We start from the raw sequence: 12,941 nt of genomic DNA, 5'->3' as shown, positions 1-12,941 counted from the left end.
CGGCCAAAGCCCATTTCCCCACGTTCTCCACGTCATATCCCCCTGTTATCAATATAAAAAGCCCCCTGACCACTCCAGAGGGCATAAAAATAGCGCTCCGATTTCGGAACGCATGTTACTGCTCGATCATGAATTCAACACCGCTTTCAATCAGGATTTCGTTGACTTGCCCCCGTAATGATTCAGGAACAGCTTTATACTCTGTCTTGCCCAGAATGATACGTTGTGCAAAAAACATAGCTACCATGGTCTCACCTCCTTCCAGTCTTAGTAACAGCCAGAACAGAATGCGCCGAATCATTTGTAAATCTCCAGAGCCATCTCTGCGATGACTTCATCAGTGAACTCTGCTCGATCAGATAGGGCTTTACTCTGAGCTTTCAAAAGGGTGCTTTCTTGTTTCAATAGTTCAAAATCTTCTTCTGGTACGGTAATATACGTCTTTATAACAGGACGTTCCGTACCGAAAATCAAGAAGTTACCTTCTGTTATATTTTGTTCTTCAATCAGCAAGAGGCCACTATTTCCCTCTATAATCTGGCTCCGTTCCTCATCTGTCACATACTGAAATTTACGTATCAAACTAATCCCTCCTTATCTAAAGGTAGATGTCAAATCGCTTATAAAAATTCCCATGTTGCTGTAGTACAAAGCTCTGCGATTCACATTATCCGTCCAAATATATAATTGTAGTACCTCGCCAGCATTGATAGTAAGGTCTTCGGTGTAGTACACAACGTCACCAAGGGAGGTTTGCCTTTGAATCCCTCTAGGAACACCATCAGCGTATAGTTGACCGAAGGCGTAGTTTGTTCCTTGCGCTTCTGAGCGAATACCGTAGCTTACTCGGTAGGTTCCGCCGACATTCATCGTTACCTCCCTAACTTTGACTGGAGTTAGGCTATATGTTGAAGGGATAGCCGAGTTGGGGTCATACGCTATTCGCGTCGATCCGGGAGAAACGCCCGCAGCCAGAGTCCCAGCAACACCTAAGATACTCTTTCCTGCTCTAATATTAGCTGGAAGTAAGTCAGGAGTAAGAGCGTACACCCATGATTGACCATCAAAATAGCCATCAGGTGCTCGTAAAAAAGTACGATCTCCCTGCCATACTTCCGTACTAAGCGCTTGATTGTGAGCCCCACCGCCGCGGTTTGGCATCGTTCCCGTCTTGCCATTACCACTTCCATTACTAAACGTTGCTCCTGTCAGCACTTGCGCTGCTGTAGCATTACCCGTGGCGCGGATCACTCCGGCCATTTTGTTAATCAATTGTGTCCATGACTCACTCGTGGATGCCGAAATGCCTATGGAGTTGAGAGCGGCAACCACATTGTTTTTTTGCTCAACTCCAAGCTGCTTTGCCGCTGTCGCCTCATCATAGGCCTGCTTCACGGCATTTGCTGTAGCAGCTTCGTCTGTTGCTACGCTACTAACGGAGTTATTCAGCTTGGTAATCCCACGCGTTTGTGTTGTAGCACTGGGCAAGTCAGATGTGAGATGCGTATGTGCTTTGGGAGCAGCATAATTACGTGTATACAGCTCGGCATTCTCCTGAGCCTTATTCCAGACTGCTTGCTTTGCGGCCGTGACGTGCAGCTCCGTACTGGCAACATGAGTATCCAGCGCTTCCTTAGATGCTACCCCGTTAGCCCCTGGATCGCTCTTAATACTTTCAACTTGCGTAGCCAGTTCCTGGTCATTCTCATAAAGCGTCATGATTGGAGCATTGATTACATCCGCATGCCCCTTATCAGTCGGGACGAGTTTACGCGGCTCTTTGATGGCCATGAATGATATCCCCCCTTAATAGATGTCATCAATTTCAAAAATGAATTCCATATCTGCATCCTTGATCTTATTCGTCATCGTGCGGATCGCTGTAAATTTCCCTGTCGAATCGACAAGAGCCAACTCGTTTATCGTTGCGCCCGCCAGCTCCGTCTCCCCCAGTGAACAAGTGTAACGGATGGTCGCAGGAGCAATAAACTCATAACTAGAGATATCTTTAATGAGCAACTGCTGCTTCAAGGTTTGCTCCGTACCATCCAGCGGGATTGGCTTTCCTTCTGCGTCAGTCCCGCCACTACCAAAGGCCATCTTCAAAACTTGGGTCAATGAGCTCCCTTGTGCTCGAGCACGAGCCATCTGTTCCCGCGCATAAGTTGTGGTGACGGTTAAAGCTTGATCTGCCATGATTACCTCCTACACATGATTAATTTTTTCTTGAGAACTCAGCAACCGGTTACCATCGAGCTGTACGCTACCATCCAGCAACCAATAATTTTGCCGGATCTTAACAACGCCTTCCTGCTGTTGCTCAACTCGGTGCGGGGTACGGATCGTTAACTGATGTCTATTTCGCTGCCTCTCCTCAACCCATCCGGACAAACTAGGAATACCGTCGAGTTGGTACAAACCATCGAAATACCATGCGTGGCCGCCAAAAAAACGAACGCGAGAACGAAGGTGCATCCGATAATGTTGGAGATTATAATTCGTCAAAGTAGCAGGTACGCGAACTGAAGCAATAAACGAAATCCCCCCGCCTTTGTTCTCCGTCAAAATACTACGGACTGCAGCCAAGGTTTCGACGCTTCCAGTGTATTTGGCATCCAGCCGAACGCCTATGACTGCAGGGGCTTTGTCGTACACCTCCACCCCACCCGACTCACCCAACTGATATGCAAGTAATTCCTGCAAAGCTACGTTGTTCGTTTTGGGATTGAGCACCCACATGGTGAATCGCCGGCGGAAAGATTCGGCCAATTCGCCAGGGCGGCGTTGCATACCAAAGAAGCTGCCCCAGTAATCGAGCCAACGTCCAGTTGCCATATTACGGTCTAGTTGCAACAATGCAAGATCCGTGTCCGTCTCAGCCTGGCGTAATATACGGTATATCGGATACATACGCCGCCAGATGTTGCTTGTGAAAGCATTTAAGGTCGTGTCCACTTTAACGTTTGCTACTTCCATTATTGCTAAAGGGATGGCGTCTGCTCTAAGTATTTCTGGGGCCAATTCAGCGTTGTATCCCATACTCTTTATTGCAGTCAGAAGTCCCTGAGCGGTCATTCTTTGCAACTCAATGGATTGCTTGTTTGGCAAATGAGAGCGATAGGGATCGCTGTGGAAAATGAGCATGCCTTCGTCTACCGTCACCATGCTGTGTATGCCAGACCCGCGTTCAATCACGACATAAGGAACCTCTTTCGGCTGGATATTCCAGCCTTCCCCCAAGTTGTCCAACAATTTTTTTAATATTCTCATGGACCCGCCTCCCGATAAATTATCGGAAAATGCGTTACAAGCTTCTCTGTTTTGCCTGCAGTTTGATTGGCATCAGACCATGTTGTGCCGCCATCTACGGATAAATCCAATTTCACATCATATATGCCCGTCAGCATCTTTATGCGAGATTCCATTTCTGTTTGTACAATTTCCTGCCCCTGTTTAATTTCATTGAAATAGTCCCTAATCTCTCGCTCAATTTCACCCTGAACCGCTTCAAGAGCAACACCCTGATCAAACGTAATTGTCAAACGAATGCTGATAGGTTTGGTGGTAACGGAAAATAAATTAACTTGGATACCCGCGGACTTATAACCATAGATAGGCTTTCCGTTCTCATAATACCCGGTCAACGTCCGTTGAATAGCTGCAAACAACTCTGCCGATGCAGTACCAACCCCATTCCAAACATATAGATCGACTTCACCTTTTCGCGTAGGCAAATCCTCAAACGCTTGGGCATCTACCACACGCTCAGTTGCCAACCCTGTTGCATCTGTGAGCTGAACGGTAGTCGCGCCATATTCAATGCTCTGCAAAGTTCCCCGCGACAAAGAAGCTATGAATTTCCTGAAACGATTTTTTTGCTCATCCTGTGTCTCTTCCTCCTTCCCGTTGGAAAACGCAGCAGTATTAAATACCATGTCAATTCCCACCGGTTTGGATACAAAATCGGTAATAGTGTGATCTTCGGTGTTACCGTCCAAACCAGGTGTCAGACAAATTACAGGCACATCAATTCTTGTCGCTCCAACTGCTATTACCGCATCGGAGGTGGTGCGGTATGTGATCGGCGCTTTGGAAGCAGTGGACTGCGTTTTAAGTAAGGTCCCAACTGGAATAAGATAATTGGTATCAGCTGGAGTGATGCGGCTAAACGTAACTGTCCCAGTCGCATAAAGGGCTGGGAGCTTCGAGAATCCAAAGGCTGAATATACCCCTTGTCCTATCGCATAACGCATCGCACGCCATGTCTTATCATAGTATTCTTCCAATTCCTTTCCCACAGCTTCTAACATCGTTCTGGCACGGGAACCGACCGTAAAATCAGTTATTTTTTGCGATACTCCACGGGACCACTCGACCATATCCTGTATAATGCTCTCCATGGTTTTACGTTCAAAAGCCAAAATACTCCCTCCTTTCTAAAGGGTAATGGCTACGCCAGATTGATCCACTTGTACCCCTATATTTTCCTGCCTGCCCGCAACGCCTATCGTCAGCGAAATATACATGAGTGTCCGTTGCACAATCACACTATCTACTGTTACACCATCTATGCGGTCTTCATCGCCAAGTGTCTCATGTATATCCAGTTCAACCAGCTGGCGTATATACGGAGCCTCGGCCAGTCCAATCAATTCATGCAGGCGACTTCCATAGGCCGGGTGCTGTGTCAGGCTACCACGTCGGGTTACCAACCTATGGCTTACTGCTTGCTTTATATTGTCTATTCCCGTTAAAGCTCCCCAGTCCCCAGTTCCGTCATCCGACAAATCACCATCTGAAGTCATTTTAAGATCGGTACCCCCAAATGCTTCTAAGTTGGGCGCAGTCGCCAGTTCGGTACCGATGTTTATATAGACAATCTGTCCAGTGAGACGTACCTTCGCATCCTTCCCATTCGTAAATGGTTTAAGGTTCGTAATCGATAAGGAACCCGGCTCAGCACTGGAGCGAACAACACCGGACAAAACAATGCTACCTGCTATGGTATTTCCGAAGCTTCCCGGTAACTGACTGCGGACATACAAATAGCCCTCTGCTACACCAGCAGCAAGGGTTACGTCTTCCACCAACTCATAGATTTTTTGAATGCCCTGTGAATCTATATCTGTCATGAATAAGGAACCAGCATATAGCGTAAGTGGCTGTGCCGCAGACTGTCGCCTTATTAGCAAATACCCATCCGCATACAGCGTGTAATATGCCTCACGACTGGTCATCGTGTATGGATACTCAAGGTCGTTATAATCTGCAATTTGCTGCCATGGTACGTTGTAAAGGACGGACAGACCCTGTATCGTATCCGCATCATTAAGTACATGCTCGATCATAGACTATCGTCCTCTGTGTCTATTGCTGTCGATTCTCCAATTACATTTGCGCCACTATCAGCGGCCAAGATACGTAACTTGTACAGCATTGTCAGGATCGACCGTAGCTCCAACAACAAGTCAAAGGGGACACTTGTAGCAGAAGCTAATCGACCACATGTATTCTCACATAGCGAAATATATTGTTCCAATTCAGCTGTATTAACGTCCACACGATCATACACAGCTTCGTTATAATCAGATAGCGCCCCATATACCCTTAAAGCGTACTCAGAGATATTTCGAACGATCTGCTGTTCTTCTCGAAGCACCGGGTAATTAACATAACTAATCTCTTCTTCCGGCAAATAAATAGATTCCAGCATAAAATCAGCCCCCTTTCGTCAGATTATGCAGAAGTTCTCCGATATTGGATACACTGGACGACAAACGCTCGGCCATCTTCTTTGTGGAGGGGTTTCGTTTCAAATAGTCCGTAGCCGCTTCCCTTCTTGTCTTGATTAGCCTTCGAAGACACGTGAACCTTAATTCGTAACGATACAGCAACGGCTCCGACTTGTTACGCTGGAGCCGAAAGTTTTGGGGGTGAATCTCGTAATACTCGTTATCTTCCCAGTTGTACCAGTACAAGGCATGCTGGGGATCGTTAGCCTGTAAAAACTTACGATAAATGTCTGCACGAAACTTTATGAACTCTTCGTATCCGTCTAGCTCTTTATTTTCTGCCGATCGACGAAGACTGTACCCCGTTGTACCAGATAAGGTAACCGTCGGCAAGCCAGCTCCGAAGTCTGCGACATAGGCACCGCCTAATGTCTGAACAACATTCCCTCTTCCCGGTTCGTCCTGTGTGAAATCAGATGGATTAACCAAGAGCGTGTGCAGTTTAATTGCACCAGAATTCCCACTTGGTAGCGTCTTGCGTATTTCAAAAGTCATGCGATAAAACTTCTTGATATCCTTCGTTCTTTTGCTGACCAAAGACACAGAACTCACTCCTTTTCAACGGAAATATCTCCGTTGGGTAGCCTAAAGACAGCGCCTCCGGTTGGGTGAAATAATTCGAATCCTACTTTAGTGACTTTTATAGTTGCCGCTGTCCCTTCAACTGGAAAACTGATCATCGCATGATTAGGCGTCAGTTCAGCATATACCCGTTGGGACTGTTTACGATCATCAAGCAAATGTTCCTCGCTGTCATCATCGGACACAGGGAGCTGAATTTTGATCATCTCCCGTTTAATTGAGATGAAATTGCTACCGTATCCAGCGTTACGCAAGAAACCTGCAAGATAAGGGGCATCTTTGCGGTTGTCTAAATAACCAACGATAACCTGATCGCCCTCAATAGGTTCCCTGTCAATCTCGCCAGTAACCCAAACGGGAATAGGCTGACTATAATCCAAGAATACGACCTCAATTCTCCCAAATCGTTCATAATCTTTGGTGCTCACAACTTTTGCTAAACGAGTAGCATTGAACTCTGGCATTCGATTAGTCATCCTGCCTCCAAGTGCACTTTGGTCCTTCATCGTCAGCCTCCTGGTATTTTAAGAATCTGTCCCACATAAACATATTTGCCTTTTTGAGAAGCATTACGAGCATCACGATTAACAAGCATATCCTTGTTGGCCTCCCAAATTTTTGTCCAATCACTACCATTGCCGTAATGTTTGAAAGCAATGCTCCATAGGCTATCCCCACGTTGAACAGTGTAATATTTGCCTTTTACCTCAGCTGTTGTTTTGGTTGTCATTGGTTTTTTATCAGTATATTTGCTCCCTTTTGGCATGGAAGCAGCTTTGACTGCAGGTTTGTAATCACGGCCGCGGGTGAGCTGTAATGTTGTGGTCCACCCCTCAAAAACGTTGAATGTTTGAGTGACAGACTCAATGTAAAACTCTTTCATGATACCGCTGGCCTGCAAACGTTGACCGATCTTGTAACCGCCCTTGCCGCGAACCGTCATGGAGCCGTTCAGAAATTTATGATTGTTCTCGAACCATTCTTTCAGCTTGAGTGTATATGCCTTACTCATGAGCTCCAGCTTGATCGTGTCCTCTGGTTTGCTTGGGTCCATAGCCAGTCCTTCAATTTCTACTTCCAGAGGGGATAGGCCATAGCGCTCAATGGCACTCTTATTCATAACCGGAGGGGCAACACGTTTCAAGTCAATTCCGAATGGATTGATCGTGGTTCCAGCCCAAAACAGGTTGTAATGCTCATCGTCGCTATAGGATAAATCCTCGTCGATCACATCTTCAGCAGTAACCACATGTGTCTGTAGCTTGTTCCAAGCATCCTTTGAAAAAGGTGTATTCCGTAAGAAGACCGAAACCACGCTGTTATCCTTACCAAAAGGGAAACGAGGAAAAGGATAGTACCCCTCGCCCTTTGGAAACTTAGCTTTGCTTTGATCACTGGATTGCTCAATGGTCTCATTCACCACTCGTGGCTTATTGCCTGGATTCCACGCTTCCAAAGGCTCGCGAACATCAATAAATAGCTCCGTGAATGGTCTGCTGGATGTACGCTCCATCAAGTTCCAAAGCGAACCCTCATAGCGGTCCAGAGAAAAAAACTGCGGCAAAAAGATCGGTACCGCAGCGAAATTATATCGAACGATGTTGGTGACATCGACTTGCTTAGCAACTGGCTCCGTCTTCAGTTCGTCCCATACTGTCCATTTCACTCCATTAAGTTGCGGTAATATGAATCGCATTATGATATCCAGAATGACAGCTGGACTTCCCTTCGTGACACTGTCTGATTGGAAATACTTCGCGATAGCCAACCATCCATTTTCGGTTAAAAAAAACTTGTTTGTCCCTCCAGATATTTCAGGATAAAACTTGATGTTTGATTTGATGAAAATCTTTCCAAAATCACGAACCTGAACGGAAGTGGTCATTCCACCATCGACGCTACGGGTCCGACGTACCCGATCTATCAACCCGACCATGACCGTAGATAGTTCCTCGCCCTTCACGGTCTTATAACCCATCTGCACAACAACAAGATCATTGGTCTGGATGAGTTGGGATCGGAACCACTTGTCACCGGCGAGGACAATATTCATCGTTCCTGCTGGCGCATCAAGAGTCTTCTGAGTCGTAACCGACAGCACTTGGTCGGTCGGGTCTTGAGCCTTATCTTCTTGTAGACTACCCTTGAGCTGGTAACAAGCTTTCTCGCTATGGAAGCTGACTCGAACAATCGGGACATACCGCTTCCCCACGACGCCCCCAACCGGAGCCCAACTGTAACGTTCAATCATGTCAATACCCCGCCTTTACTGGAGACATACGCAACCGTTGTCGTTCCTGTTCTCCCACAATTCGTTTTACAAGCTTTTCAAGCTGCGATTGCGTAGAAGCATTTAGTGCTTTCGCTCCTTCACCTGATACATTCAGATTAACGGTGATCTCTGATTTATAGCGGGTTTCCTTTGGTTTGGCTGAAGGCATATTTCCCATGTCACTATCACCTGATCCAAGTGATTTCAATAAGTCCTCCGGATTCATCAGTTTTCCTGAGTTATCCATGTAGCCCAGATGTAAATGACTGCCTGTAGTGCTGTATCCACTGCCTGCAACTTCTGGTGCCCCACCTACATTTCCGATGTAAGACCCTGTTTCGACTTGTTGCCCTACACGGAGCGAAGGATTAACAGCTGAAAGGTGGCTGTAAAAATAGGTATTTCCATCAGACATACGGACACCAACTTCAGTACCACCTGCCCGTGTATTTTTCTTACCATCCTCATCGAGTTTCCCGCCGTCGTCCATTTTTATAAAAGCAATGGTCCCTCCAGTTAGCGCATGTAACTGGTCTCCCTGTTTCCCTTTTATGTCTAAACCACTGTGGGGTTTTTTCCTGAAAGATTCCTGTTGTCCGAACTTACTCGTGATGCGGCTACTCCAATCAGTGAAAAATCCGTCCCCTGAACTAGTGGACATACCGCCCGTCAAGTCATTCATGATCTTAACAACGCCTTTAGACCAATAGTTATTTAAATTGTCCGGATCGTTCCGCGCACCAATCGGAGCGTATTTCCTTTGGACATCGGTTATTGTATCTATTCCTTGATCGACATAATTTACTTTTAGGTTTCGCGCCATTGCCGTTATGCCATCATCAATAGAGGGGAAATCTAGCAGACCGCTTCCGCTTGGATTCATCATGCCGCCTACATTATTTTTCTGCTTAACTGCATTACTAGTGCCGTTCCCTGTTTCATGCATTGCGATTGCTGCCAATGCAGCCGGATCAATGCCGAACTGCAAGCCAGCTTGTACAAACTGCGCACCTTTGCCCGTCAGTGCACCGCCCAGGTTTTTGTTGAGTTGTTCGGCGCTGATCCCGCTCATTGACGTAATTTTTGATGATGTGCTGTATTCCCCCAAAAAACTCGGAGCACCTGGCGAACTTGCCGTCATATTTTGCTGCCAATTTTTAAACTCAGTCAATACATCCGCAGCCCAATTTTGTACCGTGTACAGCAAAGTACGGAAAATCCAGACAGATTTGTCTACCAAATCTTTGCTGTTGCGCGCCATTAAAGCATACTTTGTTCCGGCATTACTCGTCATTTCGTCAGTATTACGATCCATCTGTTTGAAATTGTATTTGCCTAGAACAGACATGTCTTCAATGTTGCGGTTCACTTGCTCTGGCATACGGCCTATATCACTATCACCGGAACCGTCAGAAAATTGACTTGTGAATATCTGTGCAGCTTGTTGAAAAAAACCACCTATCGCTTCCGCAACGATATCAACCTCAGGTTTTTCGACCACACCAATTTCTTTGGCATTTTTGAAATACCGGCTGTTGTATTCAATAACCTTCTGCAGTTCATCATCCGTTAATTTCCCACCATCAATGGCTTTTTGGCGTAGCCTAGCTCCCTCTAATTCTTTACTGCTATTCTCTTCTTTCTGATCTCTCTCTAATTCCCTCATGTACTGTGTTTTTTGCTGAGGGGTTCCTGGGAGATCATCTATCACGGACTTGTTGGTGGTAGTGTCCATTCCGAATAAATTCAAAAATTTATCCACCAGCCCACCATCGTTATTACTAAATAGACGAGTCAGTGCTGTTCCTAAATTCCCAATGGATAAAGTTGTGGCAAGTCCCTTGAGGTTATCGTTCATGAACTTTAAGATTGTGTCTAATGTTGTATTTCCGGTACTGCTTCCTTCCTGAATAGCTTCAATAACGGATGTTGCTCCCTCTTTCAGCCCCATAACAGCTTCCACTAACTTACCACCCGCTCGTTCCAAGGCGTGTTCAAATCGCGCATCGGTATCCATATATCCTTGACCCTGAGCACCTTGACGTTCAGCATCATACTTCGCACCAGAATTAATAGAACCATCTTGCAATGCTTGCATCTGATCAGCACTAAATGCAGACAATCCTTGCGTAGCATCGTAAAACTCTGATGCCTCACGTTTGGTTGCAGCGTATCCACCATCCGTAAGCCAGCGTTGCATGATACGTTTTGTTAACTGTTCATTACCACCTGTTTGGGATCTAACGTACTTAGCCATAGCCGGCACGTTATCGGCGTTCAGCAAACCATCCTCAAATGATTGTTCAAGCCCGAAGAGATCCATGCCTCCATATTTTTGAGGACTATATTCTCGCAATGCCTGAACACCCATCCACTTCCAGTCATCGTTCCCAGGTTGAAATATTCCTCCCAATCCTGATATAAGGTTACCGCCCTGTGCGCCAGTTAATTGCATCATGCCTTGCTCAGTCCCAATCCGGTCCAACGTTGTCTGGTAGGCCAAGAGTTGATTGGAACTACCGTCCTTCAGCGTCGTATTCATCGTCTGGAGCAATGCATTATTGGTCTCCATCACTTCGACGACACGGGCTGTCATTCCAGATCTCGCCACACTACTGGCAATGGCATCGGCGAAACCTTTCGGAGTCTGCATGCCACCTGCAGCGCGGTTATTCCCGACGGTGCTTGCGACCTCGGATGCATCCAATCCATATCCACGTCCGAATTTCAGCATCCCCTTCAGCTCGCCGTCACTGATACTGCCAGCAATGCGGCTGTATTGATCCAAGAACCCCCAGGTATCCGCGGCACTATATCCCATCCGATCAGCACGGCCAGCAGCAGAAGCACGATCCCACATATCCACAGCTTGGCCACTCCATCCAGCTTGACCGCGCATCCGCTGAGCGAGATCAAGCGAACTCGTTTGTCGAGCATAGGCCGAACTATACATTTGTGTTGCCAATCCCACAATGCTTCCAAGCCCCACGAGACCCAACGCGAATTTCCCTGCCCCAAGAACACCAGATAACGCTCCGCCTGTAAGCCTGCTGGAACCGCCATCACCAGAACTATCATCATCCTTACTTCTTCTGCTACCAGCAACGCGAACGGCGGCTGGACGATAACTACTAGCTTCGCGGGAACGAATATTATACATTCGTTCGGCTGCGACCAATTCTTTGCGAATGACATCCAACTGACGTTCCCGCTGCTGAATATTGCGCTTGATCTCTTCGCGTTCTCCCCGCTGGGCCGTTTGCAATTTACCATACAAGGACTCTATGACATCGTTTTGCTTGCGAAACTCTGCATCCAGTTCCCGCATGGTTCCTAAGAAACGTGAGCGGAATACATATAATGCCCTGAGTTGTTTTTCGTCAAAGAAGCCACCGTCTCGTGCCCCTCTGTTCACGACAGATGAAACACCCTTCAAATCTTCCTGTAATTGCTTTAAACCCCGCTGAAGTTGTCCAAATTCCCCTTTTGCTGAGACGCGAATCGTCTGTTCTTTTGCCAAGTTATTACCTCCTTTCTACTAGGCGTCTTCCCAATCATCATCTTCAATCGGTGATTTCCGGGTAGCGGAATAGTCATATGAAAGTTTCCCATCTTCTTCTTCCGTTTCATTTAACCAATCATCGAATTCCGGATCGTCGTATTCTTCCGACTTTCCTTCTTTGGCCTTACGATCAATCTCCATATGCTCAAATTCGAGATCAATCTGCTCAGGCGTCATCGCCAAGATGCGCGGATCAGTCGGAGGTAGCCCGCCATAAACGTATTTACGGAGTATCCACAGCTTGCGCTCCTGTGGCAGCTTCGCTATGGTTTTCATTTGCGTTTCGAAAGTCTTTGCGAAACTTAGCCTCCCACATCTGGTGCAAGCCAAACACATGGAACAACAGATCAGGCTCCGTGATCTCCTTAAGCTTCAGCAAACATTCTGGCCGTTTGTGCAACGCAACGTCAAGGACGGAAATGACATGTGCCATAAATAAGATGTCCGTATCAACAAGACGCACATCCTGCACTCCTGCCTCCCGAAGAATTTCCGATTTGATAGCACCGGACTTCATCAGATCTGCCATCGTCAATTTTTTGAACACCAACACACCTGTATAATGGTTACCCTCAGTAGATGTAAAATCCAAGAGTTCGCCTTCTTTCAGTTCTCCGCCAGCTCTCACCTTTTGTGCGGTTTCAATAGCAGCTTGAGCAGCCGCTTGTTGTTCAGCAGTAAATTCAGACATAATCAATTCTCCTTTGGAATAAAAATAGCCCTCTCCGAAAAA

At 46.6% G+C, this 12,941-nt stretch carries 14 protein-coding genes; all 14 read right to left on the bottom strand.

The annotated features are described in order from the left end of the window. Positions 1-115: 115 nt before the first annotated feature. From ABIE27_RS09775 to ABIE27_RS09710, 14 genes are read right to left on the bottom strand one after another with little or no spacing between them, the layout of a single operon-like run. Positions 116-301 (bottom strand): hypothetical protein, encoded by a 186-nt coding sequence (locus ABIE27_RS09775; protein ID WP_429350445.1) that lies wholly within the window; start codon positions 299-301, stop codon positions 116-118. Beyond that, positions 298-582 carry a hypothetical protein gene (locus tag ABIE27_RS09770; RefSeq protein WP_429350444.1) on the bottom strand — a complete coding sequence of 95 codons (285 nt, stop codon included), beginning with the start codon at positions 580-582 and terminating at the stop codon, positions 298-300. Before ABIE27_RS09770 ends, ABIE27_RS09775 begins: the two co-directional genes overlap by 4 nt. A 12-nt stretch (positions 583-594) precedes the next feature. Further along, positions 595-1,791 carry a phage tail protein gene (locus tag ABIE27_RS09765; RefSeq protein ID WP_429350443.1) on the bottom strand — a complete coding sequence of 399 codons (1,197 nt, stop codon included), beginning with the start codon at positions 1,789-1,791 and terminating at the stop codon, positions 595-597. A 15-nt stretch (positions 1,792-1,806) separates the two neighbouring features. After that, positions 1,807-2,196: a phage tail protein gene (locus ABIE27_RS09760; protein ID WP_429350442.1), complete on the bottom strand. Its 390-nt coding sequence runs from the start codon at positions 2,194-2,196 to the stop codon at positions 1,807-1,809. Between the two features lie 9 nt (positions 2,197-2,205). After that, positions 2,206-3,270: a hypothetical protein gene (locus ABIE27_RS09755; RefSeq protein WP_429350441.1), complete on the bottom strand. Its 1,065-nt coding sequence runs from the start codon at positions 3,268-3,270 to the stop codon at positions 2,206-2,208. Then, positions 3,267-4,421, bottom strand: coding sequence for a baseplate J/gp47 family protein (locus ABIE27_RS09750; protein ID WP_429350440.1), 1,155 nt, complete (start codon positions 4,419-4,421; stop codon positions 3,267-3,269). Before ABIE27_RS09750 ends, ABIE27_RS09755 begins: the two co-directional genes overlap by 4 nt. 15 nt (positions 4,422-4,436) lie before the next feature. Next, entirely contained in the window at positions 4,437-5,348 is a 912-nt protein-coding gene (locus ABIE27_RS09745) for a hypothetical protein (RefSeq protein ID WP_429350439.1), read from the bottom strand. Then, on the bottom strand, positions 5,345-5,713 hold the full coding sequence (locus tag ABIE27_RS09740; RefSeq protein WP_429350438.1) for a hypothetical protein: 369 nt from the start codon (positions 5,711-5,713) through the stop codon (positions 5,345-5,347). Before ABIE27_RS09740 ends, ABIE27_RS09745 begins: the two co-directional genes overlap by 4 nt. Before the next feature lie 4 nt (positions 5,714-5,717). Continuing rightward, complete coding sequence (locus ABIE27_RS09735; RefSeq protein ID WP_429350437.1) at positions 5,718-6,335, bottom strand: hypothetical protein; 618 nt, start codon at positions 6,333-6,335, stop codon at positions 5,718-5,720. A gap of 5 nt (positions 6,336-6,340) precedes the next feature. Continuing rightward, positions 6,341-6,880: a hypothetical protein gene (locus ABIE27_RS09730; protein WP_429350436.1), complete on the bottom strand. Its 540-nt coding sequence runs from the start codon at positions 6,878-6,880 to the stop codon at positions 6,341-6,343. Between the two features lie 2 nt (positions 6,881-6,882). Further along, positions 6,883-8,625, bottom strand: coding sequence for a LysM peptidoglycan-binding domain-containing protein (locus tag ABIE27_RS09725; RefSeq protein WP_429350435.1), 1,743 nt, complete (start codon positions 8,623-8,625; stop codon positions 6,883-6,885). A 1-nt stretch (position 8,626) separates the two neighbouring features. Further along, complete coding sequence (locus ABIE27_RS09720) at positions 8,627-12,166, bottom strand: peptidoglycan DD-metalloendopeptidase family protein (protein WP_429350434.1); 3,540 nt, start codon at positions 12,164-12,166, stop codon at positions 8,627-8,629. A gap of 18 nt (positions 12,167-12,184) precedes the next feature. Further along, positions 12,185-12,484 (bottom strand): hypothetical protein, encoded by a 300-nt coding sequence (locus tag ABIE27_RS09715; RefSeq protein ID WP_308722505.1) that lies wholly within the window; start codon positions 12,482-12,484, stop codon positions 12,185-12,187. Beyond that, complete coding sequence (locus tag ABIE27_RS09710; protein WP_429350433.1) at positions 12,432-12,899, bottom strand: hypothetical protein; 468 nt, start codon at positions 12,897-12,899, stop codon at positions 12,432-12,434. The genes ABIE27_RS09715 and ABIE27_RS09710 overlap by 53 nt, the downstream gene beginning before the upstream one ends. Between the last annotated feature and the right edge of the window lie 42 nt (positions 12,900-12,941).

Origin of the sequence: Paenibacillus sp. 4624 (assembly GCF_050435065.1) — a bacterium.
Lineage (GTDB): Bacteria > Bacillota > Bacilli > Paenibacillales > Paenibacillaceae > Paenibacillus > Paenibacillus amylolyticus_D.
This window is presented reverse-complemented; position numbering and strand designations above follow the sequence as displayed.

Bases quoted from the DNA above. Each gene is read 5' to 3' on its own strand.
- ABIE27_RS09755 (WP_429350441.1), bottom strand. From the start codon at position 3,270: ATGAGAATATTAAAAAAATTGTTGGACAACTTGGGGGAAGGCTGGAAT.
- ABIE27_RS09710 (WP_429350433.1), bottom strand. From the start codon at position 12,899: ATGTCTGAATTTACTGCTGAACAACAAGCGGCTGCTCAAGCTGCTATT.
- ABIE27_RS09765 (WP_429350443.1), bottom strand. From the start codon at position 1,791: ATGGCCATCAAAGAGCCGCGTAAACTCGTCCCGACTGATAAGGGGCAT.
- ABIE27_RS09775 (WP_429350445.1), bottom strand. From the start codon at position 301: ATGATTCGGCGCATTCTGTTCTGGCTGTTACTAAGACTGGAAGGAGGT.
- ABIE27_RS09730 (WP_429350436.1), bottom strand. From the start codon at position 6,880: ATGAAGGACCAAAGTGCACTTGGAGGCAGGATGACTAATCGAATGCCA.
- ABIE27_RS09760 (WP_429350442.1), bottom strand. From the start codon at position 2,196: ATGGCAGATCAAGCTTTAACCGTCACCACAACTTATGCGCGGGAACAG.
- ABIE27_RS09725 (WP_429350435.1), bottom strand. From the start codon at position 8,625: ATGATTGAACGTTACAGTTGGGCTCCGGTTGGGGGCGTCGTGGGGAAG.
- ABIE27_RS09745 (WP_429350439.1), bottom strand. From the start codon at position 5,348: ATGATCGAGCATGTACTTAATGATGCGGATACGATACAGGGTCTGTCC.
- ABIE27_RS09715 (WP_308722505.1), bottom strand. From the start codon at position 12,484: ATGAAAACCATAGCGAAGCTGCCACAGGAGCGCAAGCTGTGGATACTC.
- ABIE27_RS09740 (WP_429350438.1), bottom strand. From the start codon at position 5,713: ATGCTGGAATCTATTTATTTGCCGGAAGAAGAGATTAGTTATGTTAAT.